The sequence below is a fragment of the Vibrio sp. E150_011 genome (assembly GCF_053544015.1).
Map to the genome: position 1 here is coordinate 114,615 of NZ_JBHFOL010000002.1, position 18,621 is coordinate 133,235.

At 44.6% G+C, this 18,621-nt stretch carries 18 protein-coding genes; 6 read left to right on the forward strand and 12 right to left on the reverse strand.

Annotation, left to right across the window (positions count from 1 at the left end; genetic code table 11):
• The first annotated feature begins 188 nt into the window (after positions 1-188).
• Entirely contained in the window at positions 189-2,306 is a 2,118-nt protein-coding gene (locus ACE1OE_RS03715) for an alpha-galactosidase (protein ID WP_449210193.1), read from the forward strand.
• Between the two features lie 361 nt (positions 2,307-2,667).
• The gene (gene melB, locus ACE1OE_RS03720; protein ID WP_102471811.1) at positions 2,668-4,041 is read left to right on the forward strand and encodes a melibiose:sodium transporter MelB; all 1,374 of its coding nucleotides are present in this window, start codon (positions 2,668-2,670) and stop codon (positions 4,039-4,041) included.
• Between the two features lie 689 nt (positions 4,042-4,730).
• On the opposite strand, the gene ACE1OE_RS03725 is transcribed toward melB, so the two are convergent.
• The 7 genes from ACE1OE_RS03725 to ACE1OE_RS03755 all read right to left on the reverse strand — a co-directional run bounded on the left by ACE1OE_RS03725 (position 4,731) and on the right by ACE1OE_RS03755 (position 8,861).
• Complete coding sequence (locus ACE1OE_RS03725) at positions 4,731-5,177, reverse strand: PTS sugar transporter subunit IIA (protein WP_449210194.1); 447 nt, start codon at positions 5,175-5,177, stop codon at positions 4,731-4,733.
• Positions 5,174-6,430, reverse strand: coding sequence for a PTS ascorbate transporter subunit IIC (locus ACE1OE_RS03730; protein ID WP_449210195.1), 1,257 nt, complete (start codon positions 6,428-6,430; stop codon positions 5,174-5,176). The genes ACE1OE_RS03725 and ACE1OE_RS03730 overlap by 4 nt, the downstream gene beginning before the upstream one ends.
• A gap of 10 nt (positions 6,431-6,440) precedes the next feature.
• Positions 6,441-6,710: a PTS sugar transporter subunit IIB gene (locus ACE1OE_RS03735; protein WP_449210196.1), complete on the reverse strand. Its 270-nt coding sequence runs from the start codon at positions 6,708-6,710 to the stop codon at positions 6,441-6,443.
• Between the two features lie 249 nt (positions 6,711-6,959).
• Entirely contained in the window at positions 6,960-7,430 is a 471-nt protein-coding gene (locus tag ACE1OE_RS03740) for a hypothetical protein (protein ID WP_449210477.1), read from the reverse strand.
• A gap of 390 nt (positions 7,431-7,820) precedes the next feature.
• A complete protein-coding gene (locus ACE1OE_RS03745) occupies positions 7,821-8,270 on the reverse strand; it encodes a pentapeptide repeat-containing protein (protein WP_372060671.1) in 450 nt (149 codons plus the stop codon).
• 8 nt (positions 8,271-8,278) lie between these two features.
• Positions 8,279-8,674, reverse strand: coding sequence for an ArsR/SmtB family transcription factor (locus ACE1OE_RS03750; RefSeq protein WP_449210197.1), 396 nt, complete (start codon positions 8,672-8,674; stop codon positions 8,279-8,281).
• Positions 8,675-8,729: 55 nt separating this feature from the next.
• The gene (locus tag ACE1OE_RS03755; protein WP_449210198.1) at positions 8,730-8,861 is read right to left on the reverse strand and encodes a hypothetical protein; all 132 of its coding nucleotides are present in this window, start codon (positions 8,859-8,861) and stop codon (positions 8,730-8,732) included.
• A gap of 277 nt (positions 8,862-9,138) precedes the next feature.
• On the opposite strand from ACE1OE_RS03755, the gene ACE1OE_RS03760 reads away from it, so the two are divergent.
• Positions 9,139-9,654, forward strand: a complete 516-nt coding sequence (locus ACE1OE_RS03760; protein WP_102471803.1) for a DUF3087 domain-containing protein — start codon at positions 9,139-9,141, stop codon at positions 9,652-9,654.
• Between the two features lie 546 nt (positions 9,655-10,200).
• Here the strand turns inward: ACE1OE_RS03760 and ACE1OE_RS03765 are convergent.
• Together ACE1OE_RS03765 and ACE1OE_RS03770 are read right to left on the reverse strand one after the other, a co-directional pair.
• Positions 10,201-10,929, reverse strand: coding sequence for an esterase family protein (locus tag ACE1OE_RS03765; RefSeq protein ID WP_449210199.1), 729 nt, complete (start codon positions 10,927-10,929; stop codon positions 10,201-10,203).
• Positions 10,919-11,893, reverse strand: a complete 975-nt coding sequence (locus ACE1OE_RS03770; RefSeq protein ID WP_372060666.1) for an acetylxylan esterase — start codon at positions 11,891-11,893, stop codon at positions 10,919-10,921. Before ACE1OE_RS03770 ends, ACE1OE_RS03765 begins: the two co-directional genes overlap by 11 nt.
• Before the next feature lie 307 nt (positions 11,894-12,200).
• Here ACE1OE_RS03770 and ACE1OE_RS03775 point away from each other — a divergent pair, with 307 nt between their 5' ends.
• From ACE1OE_RS03775 to ACE1OE_RS03785, 3 genes are read left to right on the forward strand one after another with little or no spacing between them, the layout of a single operon-like run.
• Complete coding sequence (locus ACE1OE_RS03775; RefSeq protein WP_449210200.1) at positions 12,201-13,589, forward strand: ferredoxin reductase family protein; 1,389 nt, start codon at positions 12,201-12,203, stop codon at positions 13,587-13,589.
• 22 nt (positions 13,590-13,611) lie between these two features.
• The gene (locus ACE1OE_RS03780) at positions 13,612-13,827 is read left to right on the forward strand and encodes a 4Fe-4S dicluster domain-containing protein (protein ID WP_102471798.1); all 216 of its coding nucleotides are present in this window, start codon (positions 13,612-13,614) and stop codon (positions 13,825-13,827) included.
• Positions 13,828-13,832: 5 nt separating this feature from the next.
• Positions 13,833-15,602 carry an FAD-binding protein gene (locus tag ACE1OE_RS03785; RefSeq protein ID WP_449210201.1) on the forward strand — a complete coding sequence of 590 codons (1,770 nt, stop codon included), beginning with the start codon at positions 13,833-13,835 and terminating at the stop codon, positions 15,600-15,602.
• Between the two features lie 146 nt (positions 15,603-15,748).
• On the opposite strand, the gene ACE1OE_RS03790 is transcribed toward ACE1OE_RS03785, so the two are convergent.
• From ACE1OE_RS03790 to ACE1OE_RS03800, 3 genes are read right to left on the reverse strand one after another with little or no spacing between them, the layout of a single operon-like run.
• Complete coding sequence (locus ACE1OE_RS03790) at positions 15,749-16,864, reverse strand: ROK family protein (protein ID WP_449210202.1); 1,116 nt, start codon at positions 16,862-16,864, stop codon at positions 15,749-15,751.
• Complete coding sequence (locus ACE1OE_RS03795; RefSeq protein ID WP_449210203.1) at positions 16,851-17,498, reverse strand: hypothetical protein; 648 nt, start codon at positions 17,496-17,498, stop codon at positions 16,851-16,853. The genes ACE1OE_RS03790 and ACE1OE_RS03795 overlap by 14 nt, the downstream gene beginning before the upstream one ends.
• A complete protein-coding gene (locus ACE1OE_RS03800; protein ID WP_449210204.1) occupies positions 17,498-18,619 on the reverse strand; it encodes an ABC transporter ATP-binding protein in 1,122 nt (373 codons plus the stop codon). The genes ACE1OE_RS03795 and ACE1OE_RS03800 overlap by 1 nt, the downstream gene beginning before the upstream one ends.
• Positions 18,620-18,621: the final 2 nt, after the last annotated feature.

The following is an 18,621-nucleotide window of genomic DNA, read 5'->3' on the forward strand; positions in this document are numbered from 1 at the left end:
GTCTAAAGAAGAGCTGTGATCAAGCCTTCTTTAGACCTCACTTATGCGTAGGCCGACTATCATATCGTGATCCATCCGATAGAATAAATTGAAAGCTGGAAACGTTCTCACGATTATGGAGCCGATCACAGATTATTTTATCCTTTTCATTATGATGCAACGTAATTTCCTTTTTTTGGTAAGACAAGATGATTGATAAAACCGTGATTGAGCTGGCAGGTGCACAGACTCAACTGATCGTAGAGCTGGGTGACTATGCGGAGATCCTACATTGGGGTAAAAAGGTCACGGGCGATCTCGAAAGCTGTCGTGTCGCCTTACATCGCCCTGTGCCTTATGGCCGTTTAGATAACGATGTTTCTATGACGTTAAGCCCTGAGCTTGGGCGTGGTGTGTTCAGTAGCCCAGGAGTGGAAGGTCACCGCAATGGGCAAGATTGGTCACCAGTATTTATTATCACTCGTATTGAACAAGGTAAGGATGGGTTAGTCGTCGAAAGTGAAGATACGATAGCCGGTCTAGCGCTCAAGACAGAGCTTCAGTTGGATGTCCATGATGTGGTGAAAACACGTCATACACTGACCAACACTAAAGCCGGTACTTATCAAGTCAATCGTCTTGCCAATACGCTACCTCTACCTGAGCGAGCTAACGAGTTAATGACGTACTACGGGCGTTGGGTGAATGAATTCCAAACGGTTCGTCAGCCTTTACAACAAGGCGGTTACCAACAAGAAAATCGTCGTGGTCGTACTTCCCACGAGCACTACCCGGCATTAGTTGCAGGCAACGCACACTTTGATGAGATGCAAGGTGATGTGTGGGGCTTCCATTTCGCTTGGAGCGGAAATCATCGATTGCGTGTGGATGTGAAGGCCGATGGCCGCCGCTATATGCAAGCTGAAGTTATTTACCTGCCCGGTGAAGTCGCTCTCAAAGAGGGAGAGAGCCTGACGACGCCGTGGCTTTACGCAAGCTATAGTCACTCAGGTTTGAATGGAATGAGTCATCATTTTCACTCGCACGTTCGCGACACTATTTTACCAAGTGATTTTCATCATAAGCCTCGCCCCATTCATTTGAATACATGGGAAGGCATCTACTTCGATCATGACCCAGAGTACATCATGGCGATGGCAAGTGAGTCAGCAGAGATGGGCGTCGAACGGTTTATCATTGATGACGGTTGGTTTAAAGGGCGTAACGGTGATAAAGCTGGGCTAGGCGATTGGTTTCTGTGTGAAGACAAATATCCACATGGCTTACAACCGATAGTCGAGCACGTGAATGCACTCGGTATGGAATTTGGCTTGTGGTTTGAACCGGAGATGATCAATAAAGACTCCGATCTCTTTCGTACCCATCCTGATTGGTTATTAGCTATTGAGGGTTATGAGCAGCCAACGGGTCGTAACCAGTACGTCATTGATCTGCAAAATGATGACGCGTTCAATTTCTTGTTTGAGCGACTCGATTATTTCTTGTCGACTTACAATATTGCTTATATCAAGTGGGATATGAACCGTGAAGTCGTTCAGCCTGCTCACGTTGGTCAAGCCGCGGCGTGCAAGCAAACACAGCGTTACTATGCGCTAGTGGATAAAGTTCGATTGGCACACCCTAACGTGGACATTGAGTCGTGCGCGGCGGGTGGGGGACGTATTGATTTTGAAGTGTTGAAACGTACACATCGTTTTTGGGCATCCGACAACAATGATGCATTGGAACGTCAGACTATCCAGCGAGGTATGAGCTACTTCTTCCCGCCTGAGGTCATGGGTAGCCATATTGGTGCGAGTCATTGTCACAGTACACGTCGTCGTCATGGTATTGAGTTCCGTGGCTTAACCGCGTTGTTTGGCCATATGGGGATCGAACTGGATCCGGTTAAAGAAGAGCAAACTGAAAAACAAGGGTTTGAACGTTACATTAAGCTGCACAAAATGTTGCGACCATTGCTGCACAGTGGTAGAACATGGCGCGTTCCAACCGACGATAAAGCTCACCAGATCCATGCGGTCGTCGCCAACGATCAATCCGAAGCCGTGGTGATGCTCGCTCAGCTGAGTATGCCAACCAACTCGCTGAGCGGTCATTTAAAAGTGCCGGGCTTAGATCCAAAAGCGGTCTATCGTATTTCGGTATTGGACCAGCCTGAAAATTATAATGATATCGTTAATTATCAACCACCTTGGGCCAGTTCAGGCTGTGAGCTTTCTGGTCAATGGTGCCAGGAAATCGGCTTAACGATGCCGATTCTTGATGCGGAAACCGCAATGCTAGTGAAGTTTGAACGTATTCGCTAACCCATATTTACTATTTTTTTGAGTGATTTCTAACCGGTTTATTTGCGCCGTACAAACGAGTGGTTTGTGCGGCTTTTTTATATCTATCGTTAACTCATTTGGAATCGTTTTCATGTGAGGTTGAGTTAATGATTTGATAAATTAGTGTAAATAATGTGATTCAAGTCTTTGTTTGGAGGCTATAAGATGTTCGATGTCTCATTTTGATATCTTGATTGTAAACGTTTCCATAAACAGGTATTTGATCACAGTAAGGCATCAAGTGTGTGGGTAGCATGAACGTCGAAATATAAATATAAGACGTCGGCGTTATGAAGTCTCGTGAGGAGGATGAATAGCGGCACGACACCAAGGAATTATTATGTCTGACCAAATTACACTACAAACTAAGCTGTCTTACGGCCTTGGCGCACTGGGTAAAGATTTTGCTTGTGCACCTATTTACATCTTCTTAATGTTCTATTTTACGGATGTGGCTGGGTTGTCAGCCGCTTTCGTCGGTACTATTTTCTTGGCGGCACGTATTATCGATGCCGTTACGGATCCAATGATGGGTGTCATTGTTGATAATACACGCTCTAGATTTGGTAAATTTCGCCCTTGGATCGTCATTGGTACCATATTAAACGCTATCGTATTGGTTGGCCTGTTCAGTACCCATATGTTTGAAGGTACGACACTTTATATCTACGCAGCCGCGGCATATATCTTGTGGGGACTCACGTACACCATTATGGATATCCCTTACTGGTCGATGATTCCTGCGCTTTCTAGCTCTCGTCAAGAGCGTGAAAAGTTGGTTGTTTGGCCTCGCCTTTTCGCAAGCCTTGCTTGGTTCATTACCGGGACTTATGGCCTTCACATTGTCGGCGAGCTCGGTAACGGTAACCAAGGTGATGGTTTCTTCAATGTCGCGATGTTGATTGCAGTCTTGTTTGTTATGAGTGCCTTCCTTATCGCTCGTAACGTAAAAGAGAAAGCAGCGCCTGCAAACGCAAAACCGGTCGAGAAATTTAGCTTCAAAGACGTGTTAACGATCATTGGCAAAAACGATCAACTTAAAGCGCTAATCGGTACTGTGTTGTCATTCCAAATTGCTAACTTATTAGTAGGTGGCTTCGCGATTTATTACTTCTCTTACGCACTTGGTGATGCTTCTTTATTCCCTGTTTACATGATGGTGGCAGGTATTGCAGAAGTTGCTGGTGTCTTCTTGTTCCCTCGCATCGCATCAACGCTCCCTCGTAAATATCTATGGATAATCGCGTGTGGTTTCCCAGTATTGTCTTGTGTGTTACTGCTATTGATGGGCTTTATTGCACCAGCAAGTGCGCTAATGATTGGTATGGCAGGGGCCGCAATTAAGTTCGGTGTGGGTATCGCCAACGCACTACAAACGGTCATGCTGGCAGATGTAGTTGACTACGGTGAATACAAAACAGGCCGTCGCAGCGAAAGTGTTATTTTCTCTGTTCAAACCATGCTAGTAAAATTCGCCGGTGCAGCTGGTGGCTTCATTGTCGGTATGGGACTGACGGTGGTTGGATATGTGCCTAATGTTGAACAATCAGCAAGTACGATCAATGGACTGGAGTTCATGATGATCGGTCTCCCTGCCATTATGATGACCATCAGCGGCATTATTTATCAGCGTTACTATCGTCTGCATGATGGTTTTAATAAAGACGATGCTGAGCAGGAAACGCAAGTGGAAGTCACGCCAGTATCGGCGTAGAGCCTTGCCTATAAGGGTCGTGTCTCAGATGAGAGTATACGACTCCTTTGTGTTCGGCATCGAAATGATAGGTTAAGCCAATGGCATTCGCTGTTGGCTTTTTTGTGTCTGTAAGTGGGCGGGGTTGTCATTTATTACAAACTTAACCAATTGAGTTTATCGATCAATACTGTTGGATTTTTGTTTGACAAAACTCGATGTATTTGGCAATGGGAAGCGGCTGACTAAATAGAAAACCTTGACCCCGGCGGCAATCGTGTTCAACCAGAATACGCATTGGTTCGGTAGTTTGTATTCTTTGTACAATGACGTTGATACCTAACTCGTTGGCCGTGTACCAACGTTGAATGGGTGCCTGTGCATTAACATTGTTATCTATTATGGGAATAGGATGCTGGTCGGCAACGGGTTCTATGAAAAAGTGCTAATCCCAGTGTTTTGGAATGGGCGGTAAGGCAATCTGTTTGAATTCATCTTGGATGATGACGAGGACAATGACGACTAAATAAATGACTAAACGAGGCCCTGGAAAATGCACCGATTGCTATTATCGATCATCGTTCATCGTGCTAGTCATATCCTTTCCATATTCATTTACATGACTATTACTCTGTACTTTTCGGCCCATTCAAAGGAAAAAAAACCCTCTTAGATAGAGGGCTTTATTGAAATAACGGCAAAAGTGACGACTAGTATCTTTCTAGGATCTCAACAATCTCGTCTTTCGACTGAGCCGCAATGATGGCATCCACATCGCCCTCATTTTGGAACAATTCTGACAATGCCATAATCGTTTGAATATGGCTGTCTGAATCCATCGCAGCCAATGTCACAGAGAAGTAAACATCCCCATTATCGTCAGACTCTAGGTTTGCACCATTTTTGAATACTGTGATTTGAAGTGCTGCTTCATTAACGCCATCTTCTGGGCGAGCATGTGGCATAGCAATTTTTGGTGCAAGGACATAGTAAGCGCCAATTTCTTGGTGTTTTTGTTTAATGGCTTCTAAGTAAGAAGCGTTCACCTTGCCATGTTCAATAAGTTTTGAACATGTGATGTCGAGTATTGCATCAACGCTTAGGTTTTCTTCAGTAGAGATAACGATGTTATCGCCGATTAGTTTCATAAGGCTCATGATACAATCCATCCAAGAATTAGACCGACAACACCAAAGTCAAAATCAGCAAAGGTAGTGGCCTCAAGACCAATGTTACCGAGCACTGGAAGAAGAAGCATTGGTAAGAATGAGATACATAGGCCTTGAGCGAATGCGCCTAAAATGGCACCACGTAGACCACCTGTCGCGTTACCGTATACACCAGAAGCACCACCAACGAAGAAGTGTGGAACCACACCCGCAACAATGATAGTCCAATCAAACATGCCTTGGATACCCATCGCGACTAGGCCAGCAGAGAATGAAGATAGGAAACCAATCAACACCGCGTTTGGTGCCACAGGGAATACCATTGGACAATCTAGAGCCGGTTTTGCACCCGGTACAAGCTTGTCAGATATTCCTTTAAATGCAGGGACAATTTCTGCAATCAGCATTTTAACACCTTGCAGAACGATGTAGACACCACCTGCAAATGTGAGCGATTGAATAAAGGTAAAGACGACCCAGTTTTGACCACCAGAGACCGTTTCTACAAAATCACCACCGGCAAAAACAGAGGCGAACAAGAAAAAGATCGCCATGGTGACAGCAACGGCTACTGGAGTATCACGTAAGAACATTAAGCTCTTTGGTACGTTCATGTCTTCTGTTGTTTTAGATGTATCACCAAACTTGCTGCCGATATAACCTGAAACTAAGTAAGAGAGCGTTGAAAAGTGGCCCATTGCTAACTGGTCAGTGCCCATTACTTTGACGGTATATTTTTGGGCAAGCGCTGGCATGATGACCATCAATGAACCAACAATTATCGCACCAATGGCAACTAATGCCGTCCCTGTGATGCCTGCTGTAGACAAAATCACAGCAACCAACATAGACATAAACATAGTGTGATGACCCGTTAGAAATATATATTTTAGCGGTGTAAAGCGTGCTAAAAGAATATTGACAACAAAGGCAAAGAACATTATTAATGCCATTTCATAACCAAAAGCTTCTTGTGCTAAAGCAACAATCGCTTCGTTATTTGGAATGACACCACTTACACCAAATGCTTCCGTAAATACAACAGAAAAGTTATTAAGCGCACCAACAAGGGCGCCAGCACCAAAACCTAAAATTAGGAAACCCATTACGGTTTTAATGGTGCCTTTTAAAATGGTTGAAACATCTGCTTTTTGAGCAACTAAGCCAATGAAAGCAATTAATCCAACCATGATTGCTGGCTCTTTTAATAAGCCAAGCATAAACTCAAAGAAATTAGCCATTATATAAACCTTAGATGATCGCTTTTAATTGCTCTTCGATTGATACTTTATCAAAAATATTAGATAAGCTAACGATGTTAGTTTTTCCTGCTTCTTTAAGTTGACCAGCAACATCGGTTGCTGCTACCCAGATATCTGCATTACTTGATGTTGCTGATGATAAGTCTTCATGATCAACTTCAGCTTCAAATCCCATTTTCTTAACAACTTCTTTAACCGCCATTTCCATCATTAATGAAGTGCCAAGGCCATTTCCGCATACAACCAGAATCTTTTTCATAATATTTCTCTATAGGGTTAGTTGATCTAAAAATAATCGTTTCACGTATTTGTTGGAGCGATGTTACCCAAAATAGTAGAAATTGGTATCGATCTGCGTCACAAAGTCAAAATGACCTTGTGACGCAGATCGCATAAATGATCGCATCAAAGCCCAGTGGCGACTATCGAAAATATAGAGTTTTAGAGAGGATAATAAAGTGTGATCACGAGTTGTGTGAGCAGTTGCTTATATATTATGAATGAGTGTTTACTTACCATATTCAGTGATCATTTTTTTAAGAAGAGAGTTCACATCTTTTGTTTTCTTATTTCTCTTAGTGAGCGCACTGAGTGATGTTGGTAATTCCAACTCATCATCATTTTCAATGTCTTCATTTATTTGTTCTTTCATCTTTTGTACAGCAGGAAGTAGCATTCTCACTTCTTCGCCATTTTCATTTTGTAAAACAACGATATTTTCTGATTCAACGCTCTTAATTGTCAATATACCGTGCTTTAAGGATTCTACTTTTTTGCCTACCATGGAAGACTGTGCCGGTACGGAGCGGTCAGTTATTTGGCCACTGCGAAGCTTTGCTGCCGTCGTCGCTCGAATATTACCTGTGTTCTCAAAGGCGACAATTACCGTATGAGTATTGTAATACTCAATAACGGTGACGGAACCATGCCTTTTGGTGTCAAACAACGCACCGATTTGCATATCTTTTGGTGCGTCCATTTTTTTTATTAACATTCAATGTTACCTAGTACAACGTAATTTCTAGCTCTATATAATTATATACATGACTGACGTGACAATGCATTATAAATTACTAATCAAAATTGTTAGTGTTTTTTGAACATATAAACAATGACTTAGTTATGTTCAACTGAAGGCATTGTAAGCAGGTGGCTCTAGTAGAGCTCCTTTGAGTGACAGGTATCTGTTTCCAACGACATTAACCAATGATGAGAATGAAGCCGCCCCAACTGAGCTGGTGCCTATTGACAGGTAATGTCTATAGTTCTGGTATGTGAGAAATGCATGATGCTTAAATTTGGCTAATGATGCCAGTAAAGCTATCTACGTGAGGGATTAGGACGTAAAACTTGGACCGTCTACCTATAATCATAAAGGGTCTGAGCAATGTGGTCGATTAACGTCACGCAATTCAATGAGTGTATTGGTTAACTTAGGTAGATGACACATCGCTTTATTTACACCAGTATCGTCAAATTCAGCACGATACAAATCGGCTCGATGAAAATTGGTATTTCGCAACCGGGCAGCGCGAAAATCGGTATTACGTAAATCAGCGTCTTGAAAGTTTGCATCGGTGAGGTTTGAATGCCTAAAACTTGCATACGTAATGTCAGCATCTCTCATGTCTACTGCATTCAGCAGAGCATCGTTAAAATTGGTGCGAGTTAAGTTAGCGCATTGCAATACGGAGCCTTTTAGATCCATGTGACTCAAGTCGGTATAACTTAAATCGGCGCGTTGACCCCCTTTATTTTCCAACCATGCCGTGTGTTGTTCTAAAAGGTTATCCAATTCAATTTTAGTAAGCTTTTTCATTGTGTGAGTTACCCATTGAGTGCGTCGCGCCAGGTGTCGGTATCCGCACCTAAGACACACTCACCATTTACCCTGAGTGACAAACGAAGTACGCAGCGTGTCGTGACTTCTTCAAACTCGTCTTTTGGTAAAAACTTAACCGAATCGACCAATGCCTTGCAGTGAGCGGAACTTTGCTCTTTTAGGGTATAAAACACCCATTTCCCTTTCTTTTCATGGTTTAGTAACCCAGCGCGATAGAGCATTTTGAGATTTCGAGACACGTTGTATTGAGTGTCACCAATAATGTCCATCGCTTCTGCGACGGCCATACACTTATCGACATGAAGAAATAACCAAAACAAGCGTAATCGGTTGGGCTCCGATAAGGCTTTTAGCGAATCGATATATTTTTCATCCATCATGATTATTACCTTTTCATCAAAGAGTCGCGTCACCCACAATGGTGACGCGTCAAATCTAAACCACGTATTGGAAGATAGCACCGCCAACAATGGCTGTTGTTAATATTATTCCCACAAACGCGATAACCGCCTTTCGTTTCGCCATCGTGACAGGGACAACAGCGGCACTACAAAATGGTGTTAACATACCGAAGAGTGCCCCTAAAAGGGTTCCCTATTTGTCGTGTTTAGTTGACGTCGCTTGCCGTTTATTTTTGGGAATATATTCGTGTTAAGACCGACACAATTGCCATCATATGCTCATAAGCGCGATTGTACAATTGTGTATGTGATAATTTTTTACCCTTCTGTTTTTTAAGGCGACAAAGACGTTGAGTGCTACGGATACCGGCCAATGGAACCGTTAGCCTATGGCTGTAAATATGGGGTATCATGGGTGAATATTTCGCTAATAGATTTAAAGTATGCAATTAATCAACATAGATAAATCAGTTTATAAACAACGCCTTAATTTGGTGACGGTCGTTCTAGTAGGGGCACTAGCGGTATTATCTGTAGGTTTTGGTAGCATACTCATTGCTATGTTTGGTGCACAGCAAGTACCGGGCGAGTCGACCGGGAATTTCCACTTGAACCTGATGGGGGTCGTGGGGGCTGTGATCGTCTGTGGTGTGGTGCTCTCTTACCTAAAAAGTACGCCTTACTTTGTCGAGGTTTACTATGTATGGCGATTAAAATCGATCCAGAACCGTATCTATAGAAAGCTAAAGTCATTAAAGCAGCGCGTTGAAGAGAATGACCGTGATGCCATCGTGGTTCTTTATTTTTATTACCACAGCTTAAAGCAGGTCTACGTTCTCGATAACAATACGCTTACACTGCCAGAGCTTGAGGTCAATATCCGTGATTTGGAAAACAAGATTGATACGCTGGCTTTGCAAGTGAGTGTTGAAGATTTTGACGTTAGCTTAATCAAATAAAGTCGAAGTGGCGGGTGTTCTAGCCACTCTATTCAACGTTGAAAGCCCAAACAAAAGCCCATTGTTATAGCGATGGGCTTTTGTTTGGGCTAGAGAGGCGGATGCCATTATTTTTTGTGTTTAGCTGCGTACAAGCGGATTAATCTTATTGTCATATTGCCTGTGTACCTTCGCGCCTAGATGAAATAAAGGCTGACCGCCGCACTCATTTCTAAAGGGAAAAGTACACCGCTATGGCCAGACAAACTCACCATTTAGACAACGTGATCGCAAGATTATTAAGAGACAGGGGTCTCATTAAACACGAGATAGAATCTTACCTAAAGCGCGAAGTTTATCATTTACAGCCCAATGAAATTGCGAAAGTGAAAAAGTACGCGATGCACTTTGGTCTCGATGCACAAGGTAAATTGATAGAGGAAATTTTAGAGATAAGACGCGAATCCCTCATCCACAAGTTGACCCATTCCGCCCTTGAAACAAAGCCGTTATCGGTGGCTTGAATGTCACTCGAATGACCTATCGATTAACGATAAACCCTAAACCTTACAAATACAGTGGAATCATTTGCCGCCAATAGCGCCCACGGTGCGCTCTCCCATCCCACTCATACATCCTATGAAGCACTCCTTTCTGATTGAGTATTCCACTGATTATATGGTTGTTTTGTAAGAAGGGATCTTCGTTGCCAATCGCGAAGACAATATCACTGTTTTTTATATGATGGAGTTGCTCGGAATTTGATAAGTTTTGTAAGAAGTGAGTAGGGGTATGGTAATAAATATCTTCATGATAATACCCATCGAATAAGTCATTGAATGATTCGATTCCCCAAGTCAGATCATAACGCCCCGAAAAGGCGGCGAGTTTTTGGAACAAGTGAGGATGGCGGAAAAAAATATTGGCGGCATGATACGCTCCAAGCGAGCAGCCATGGGAGATGGTGCATGGGTGATCGTTTTTGCTGGCCATGAGTGGCATGACTTCTTGTAGAATATATTCTTCATATTGTTTGTGGCGATGTATACGGCCATGAGGGTGAGCCCAAAAACAATACATACTTTCCGAATCTATGCTGTCGACGCAATACAGCTGCAGTTGTCCTGCGTTGATTTTATCGGCAATACTATTCACCAAACCTAGATCTTCATATTCAAAAAATCGTCCTCCTCGAGTGGGAAACACCAATACCTTCGCGCCAGCATGCCCAAAGATGAGCAGCTCCATCTCTCTGTTGAGGTTAGGGCTTCTCCAGCGGTGATATTCACGATGCATCGTGTGCTCCCAATACTTTAAAAAACGCTTCGACGCTTTTTCTCAATTCACGATTCTGCTTGTCTTCGTTGTGGTAAGTACAATGTCCTGCATCGAGCAAAAACAATTCTTTTTTATTGTGACAGGCGTTGTAGATGCTAAATTGCCCGGGAGGTGCGACATAAGGATCGAACAAGGCAAGACCCCATAATGTGGGTTGAGTTAGAAACTTGGCGGCGCACGACGCATCAAAAAAAGGCAGAGTTTTCATAATCATGTCTCTGTCTTTATAGTCGATGAGTGCCTGAGTACTGCCTGCAGTACGCATCGCGAACCTGAGTGATGTATTGCCAAAAGTGGGGACGTGGAAGTGACAGCGTGATATGCGCTTATCAAAGGCGCTAGCAAAAACGCTTAAACCGCCACCAAGGCTATTGCCAATGAGACCGATACGTTTTTCTATGTGAGGGAAAAGCGTCAGCAATGCCGAGATACCACACCAAAGATCTTGAACGCACCCCCCCATGATGTATTTTTGTTTGTCTTGAATATCATGCAGTACATGCCAATAAGGCTCATTGGATATCGATGCTTGTTGGCTTCGGCTGATGCCACGAAAGCAGGGTATTAATATGGCGGTATGCTTGAGTTTCCAGCTGGTGTCTGGTGCTTCTATGCCGCCATACCCGTGCGCCCATATAATGGCACTATTGACCTTGCCTCTTTCCGGCAACAATAGCCAACCGCCAATACGAACACCATCCGTCGATTGGTAATGACAATCAAATATTCGCCAATGATTGTTAATAATACCGGTGTCTTGAAGGTTAAGTGATGGGGCAACATTTAACGCTTGTTGATACTTTTGCTGCCAGAAACTGGTGAATCCGTATGGAACGGAACTCGGTTTGGCTTGCAACAGGCTGTCAAAATCATACCCATAGGTTGGGTCAAATTCGTACTCGTGCTTAATAGTCTCTGGCATGTCTGTCTTTGCACTCTACATCGGAACCACAGGTTATGAGATTCATATTACATGGCTATTAAATAATGTGAATATGATCTGTGATAGCTGTGAGGTGGATCCACCCGCGAGTCATCGACCAAATGAGCAACAATCATCGCATAGTTAATGTGTTAAAGAGTATGGCTGTGCAGGCGATGCCTTAGTCTTAACCTTGCATTAACCCTTGCTTCGTTATGCTAACCATATCAGCTTGAGTTTGTCGCTATTTGCACATGAATAGCACACGCTCTTGAACATCCATTTGCAATGACATTGGGTAATGAAAATGATGAAGCAAGCAATCTCGCTGACGGGTGAACCGCCAAAATTTCGTAGGATAAAACAGACGATTAGACACGGAAGGTTGGCTGCAGGCTATGCTGTGTTATTGGTGCTCCCTTTTCTCGCCACACAATTTTTAGATATGGACAATAAAGGGCTCTACCTGAGTGCATTAAGCCTATTTAATGCACTTGCCATGATGGCATTTTTCATTCAATTCCCTTTAGCCAGTCGAGTTAAGGCACTGCCTCTTTTTGCCAATATTGATTGGAGCATGGCGAAACACAAAAGTGTTGGACAATGGCTTGGGGTATTTTTTCTTCTGCATCCTGTGTTTATTCTCGCCCCGCGCTTTATTCAGTCTTTTGATGATGGTTTGACGAGTTTAGTCGAAGTGCTCACCGCACCGACTATGCTAACGGGCCTCATTGCTTGGGTGACGATGATTATTTGGACGCTGATGGCGGTGTTTAAAAACACAATTAAAATGCGTTATGAGACGTGGCGCCTGACACACATGTTGGGATTTGTAGCGGTTGCTATTTTAGCCACAATACACGTAACCAGCGTGGGCAGTCATGGGCAATTTGAATCGCAATTTAATGCGATTTGGTGGGCGCTTTGTACCGCTTCGGTCACCCTTGTGATTTATAACCACACAGTCAAGAAAGTGGTCATTAAGTCACAACCTTTTACTCTGGTTGATGTGACTAAGGTCAGTAGTCGTGATTGGCAGGTAACACTGGAAAAAAAGGACCAAGGTCGTTTTGAGTTTGAGGCGGGTCAATTTGTGTGGATGAATAGCAGTCAGTCTGTATTTAACCTAAATGACCATCCTTTTTCTATCGCCTCGTGCGCCGATGATCTCCCTCAGTTCTCAATGGTGATTCGTGAGCTAGGCGATTACACCGCGAGTTTGCATACGCTTGTAATCGGCCAAGATGTCTATATTGACGGCCCTTACGGCAGTATGAATTTGGATGACAGTAAAAAAGCGGATGGCATCATTTTGATTGCGGGTGGGGCGGGAATTGGGCCCATGTTAAGCCTGTTACGCGAATTGGCATGTGCCAAAGACACACGCCCAGTACGTCTTATTTACGGTAATAGTGATTTTGAACAGATGGTTTTACAAGACGAAATTGCAGACCTCCAAAGGACGATGACAGATTTCTCTCAACAATTGGTTTGTGTTCACCCAACCAATAAGGCGCAGGTTTCTCATGGTGTGATTGACCAAGAATGTATCAGTAAAGTACTAAAAAGTGCTCAGGCCGATAATTGGAGTGTCTATTTGTGTGGCCCTGAGGGCATGCTTGAAGCAGTGAAAACCAGCCTGAATGACCTTGAGATTTCGCCCGCTGATATTCATTACGAGAAGCTTTCATTTTAAACACAGATTTAGAGGTAACATTATGCCAATTCATCAGATTTCAGGTTGTATAGGTTGCAAAACCTGTGTTGAGAGCTGTCCAACTGACGTTATTCAGTTTGATGCAAAAACTAAAAAAGCCGTCATCGCGTACCCAGAAGATTGTCAGATTTGTCATCTATGCCGCTTGTACTGTCCGGTTGGAGCGATCACGATTACGCCTGAAAAGAGCTTACCCGTTATGGTTTCTTGGAGGTAATCACGATGAGTAATAAAACTGATTTATCCAGACGTCAATTTATTGGTGTCGCTGGGGGCGTGATTGGTGCTTCCATGCTTGCCTCCTCTGTCTTTGCCGGTACACCGGTTGAGAACATGCCCAAGATCGATGCAGAAACGTTTACTCAAGAATCACATGATACCGATGTGTTGGTTATTGGTGGCGGAATGGCAGGGCTTTTTGCCGCGGTGAAGGCCCATGATGCCGGCGCTAGCGTAATGATGGTGTCAAAGGGGCGCCTAGGTAGCTCGGGCTTGACGCCTTTTGCAAAGGGGATTTTTTCCTATGACAAAGCCAATGCGTCGGTGAGCATTGATGAATTTGTTGCTAAGGTTTCTGAATCCTCACTGGGGACGAGTAATCCGGTGTTTACACGTCAGGTAGCAGAGCACTCGTATGCTCGAGTCCAAGAGCTAAAATCTTGGGGGTTCTTTGATTCACCGCTGTGCAATAAATCCTTTATGCGACCAATGGAATCGCGCAATATTCCATTGCAAGAACGAATCATGATTACCCACCTTATGAAAGAAGATGGGCGCGTGGTTGGCGCAGCAGGTTTTAGTATGGATGAGAATAAGGTCATATTTTACAACGCGAAAACCGTGGTGCTTTGTACCGGTTCTGGCGGCTTTAAACCCAATGGATTCCCTATGTGCGACTTAACTCATGATGGCACGATTATGGCCTATGACATCGGCGCGGTCGTGACGGGTAAGGAGTGGAATGATGGCCATCCAGGTTCAGCAGAAAATTCGGGTTCATGTTACGACAACTGGCATGGTCAGGTAGAAGAAAAACCGGGCTTGACCGGGGTTCAGGTCAATCACCATCTAGGGGTAGACATGAACTATCAGGCATACACCCAAGGTGCGCCGATTAAAATGGGGCCTCCTGGGCCTGGAAATGGAGCGGGTGACGACGCATCATCAGTGACAACAACCTTTCCTAAAGGACCGTTTACGCCAGAGGCATTTAGGCAAACAGACATGCCTCCTCGTCCTCCAGAAGAGAGTAGCTTGTTGTCGTTATTTGCTAAAAAACGCCACGAAGGCCCTCCCGGTATGGGCGGAGAACAAGTGGGTGGCTCAACGGCAGGCATGGCGATTCATAAAGCCGAAGGTCTTGTACCAATCGATGAAACAGGCTTGAGCACCATCCCAGGCTTGTATGCCGCAGGAGATGCCCTGGGATCATATATGTCAGGTGGTATTTATACCCAGATTGGAGGGTCGTTGGCCGGTTCTGCGGTGCAGGGCGCGTTTGCCGGTGAAGCGGCCGCGAAGGCGAGCTTTGATGTTGTTTCGTATCAGGCACCAAAGGCCCGTCAGGCCCAGATTAAACAAGAGATCCTAGCGCCGCTTAAGCGAAAAAGTGGTTATAGTCCTGCCTGGGTTACACAGGTTTTACAAGGGGTTATGATTCCCAATTTTGTCTTGTATGTGAAGAAAGCACGCATGATGCAAGGGGCGTTGGCCTATGTCGAAGAGCTTAAGGAACATCATGCAGAGATGTTGATGGCACAAGACAGGCATCAACTACGACTCGCTCATGAAACGAAAAATATGATCATTACCGCAGAAATGAAGCTCAAGGCTTCGATGATGAGAACCGAAAGCCGCTGTAGCCATTATCGATTGGATTACCCTGATATTGATAATGAAAACTGGCAGGCGTGGCTGAACATCCGTAAAGGCGACAAAGGTGAAATGCTATTTGAAAAGCAACCATTCGATAAGTGGCCGGCCTTGTCTTAAGAGCATTTATTGAATCACCGCATTGCCTTTATAGTAAGCCGGCTGATAATCAGTCGGCTTACTGGTTTGTATAAACTGAGCGTATTAACATTACCTTGAACTCAGCCTTGAGTGCTTGGCACTATGAGATTTTTGGTGGATACGTTTTATTGATACATGACCTCAAGTAAAGGCAGGTAGGCAGCACCAAATGCAGGTGACCCTCGCTCAGCTTCAGCCGTTAAGACCGGCGTTGCAAAGGCGATCTTTTCCTTTCTTGTGCCATTTTTAAGGGCGATATTGTCAACGATCTTCTCGACTAGCTTTAGGTTTAACCCCCCGCCAATAACTATCTTAGACGGATCATTGATGGCGATAATCATCTCAATTAAACGGCTTAAAGAGACGGCAGATGCCTGACACCAGTCGCTGACGACCCTAGAGGAAATCAAGTCTGGCGCGAGTTCATCGTAGCCATTCCAATGTATCTTCTGTTCAGATAGCAGTACTTGCAGCTTTCGAGTAGAAGGACGTTGGGCTTTATCAACCAGCAGTGTTATCTCTCCCGCGTGCAAGTGGCTACCTAATTCAGGAGTCCCTTCTTTAATGGCTACACTGCCGATCCCCTGACCGAGAAAAAGATAATAAAAGTCGCCACCTTGTTTACCGATCCCGCAAAAGCTCTCGCCTATGGCGGCGTTCACGGCATCATTGCCGACAAACACCGGAACTGGGAAAGCCGCTTGAAAGACCGCGAGGACATCGATGCTATCCCAGGCTATTAAATGACTGGGAAACAAGTAGTGCTGCATTGAATCTTTGATTCTCGCTGGAATAGAAATACCAACGCCTAATACTTCTTGCCAATCTATGGCGGTATCGACCAGCATCCTATTGACCAAGGTTGAACATAGTTCAACAGTATCGAGTGGATGATTGCCATCGTCGCTATGTGTGACAGCGCCGATTACTTCCCCCGTAACGCTAATTAGGCTTACCGAGATAAACCCGTGCCCGAACATGATGCCGAGGCTGTAAGCGAGCTTCGGGTTTAGGGTATAGTTGACCTTTGGTTTTCCTCGCCCCTCGTTGATGGTGCCTGTTTCGTTGAGCACATCTGACTCAACTAAGCCTTTGATTATTCTAGATACCGATTGAAATGTCAGGTTGCTTTTATCAACAATCTCAGGCCGGCTTATCGGATTCTCAGCACGATTAATCACACCTAGGATACGCTTTTCATTGTCGGTAAGGTTGAGCTGTTGGTGTTTATATTGCTTCATTATTTTCCTGGTTTTCAAAGTAACGAAAGCGGCTTTCTTTAATTATCCAGTTGAGTGGGTGTTGTACCCAGGGCTGAGGGTCATCGTGGGCAAAAGCATCAACGCCACGCAGAGATGCGCAGTGCCAACCTTGCTCTTCGGCCTGACGAATACACCGACTCGCATGCCAAAGCTGAGAGATCACATTTATCTTTCGCTGGGAGGTCAGTGAGAGCGCCTTTGACGCCACCTGTCTGGTGGTCATGTAGCTCTGTCCCGGCTCTAGTTCGATAGATTGTATTCTCGTGCTCAATTGTGGCTGTTGCGATATGATCAATTGGGTTATCTCCCACTGCACAAGCGCAGTGATTGCGACATGGGTGAGCATGATGTCGATGATTTCTTGAGCGATTAAGGCATTCACTTCCTGCCCTTCTCCATAGGAGAACGCTAGTAGTGGAAAGCGTGGATCAACCACCCCCCAAGGCGCCATAAAGTAAGTGAAATTTCGTAAATAGTAGTCAATTTCCACTTGGACTGTAGCATGGGTGGTCACTTCTTTATTGTCGTAAGCGTGAGTGGGGTTGAGCGCCCAGCAATGATTATCAACGCAGATAGAGCCAGCTTTCCATCGTACTATTTGTTGGTTATTCATTAGGCAGCCTTAGTCGAGCTTGAGGCCGATTCACAAAGAGATGCAAGTCGCTCTCCTGAACGTGTTGAAAAAATATGGACATGCTTTGGGCAAAGACCAAACGACAGGGTATCACCAGTAACAAAAGACTCAGAGTAGGCGGGGACAACAACCTGTAATTCACCCAATTTGGTGTTGAGTCGTAGAACCCATTCTCGGCCAATGATGTAGGCATCACTGACCACGCCTTGATAGTCGTCTTGGTCTAATGAAATACCTTCAGGTCTGATGCCAACGATCAGCGATGGCTGGTCATATGCGCTAAGGTGGTTCGATATAAGCTCATTGGTGAGAAGGTCGGTCGATATGACTTCTGAGCCGACGCATAATGTTTGTGCTTGGAATGTTGCCGGCAGCACGTTAATCGTCGGTGAGCCAACAAATTTGGCGACAAATTCAGAGGCGGGGCGTAAGTAGATATCCTCAGGAGAGCCAATTTGTTCAATGACGCCATGGTTCATAACGATGATCTTATCTGCCATTGTCATCGCTTCTAGCTGGTCATGTGTCACCATTACCGTCGTGATGCCTAGCTCGCTTTGTAGCCTTTTAAGTTCATCGCGCATGGAGTGGCGCAGTGTGGCATCTAGATTAGACAGCGGCTCATCAAGTAACAACAGTCCCGGCTGCTTGATCAGCCCTCTTGCCATTGCCACGCGTTGTTGTTGTCCACCGGATAGCTCTGATGGCATGCGGTCGAGCAGGTGATCAACCTGAACTTTTTTAGCAATATCTTTGGCCATCGAGAGTGCTTGTGGCTTGCTAACGATTGGCTTTTTGTATTTGAGAGGAAATAGTATGTTCTCTAATACCGTTTTATGAGGATAGAGCGCATAAGATTGGAAGACGACGCTAAGATTTCTCTGCCTAGCTGGTGTGTTATTCACGACCTTGGCGTCAAATAGTATCTCACCTTCACTGCATTCGTAGATGCCTGCCATCAACATTAGGCTGGTGGATTTACCGCAACCGGATGGGCCAAGGATCGCGACAAATTCGCCATCTTCAATGGTCAGGTTAATGTTTTTTAGTGTTTGGACATCGCCCCAGCGCTTGCCCACTTGGTTAAATTCAATTTTCATTT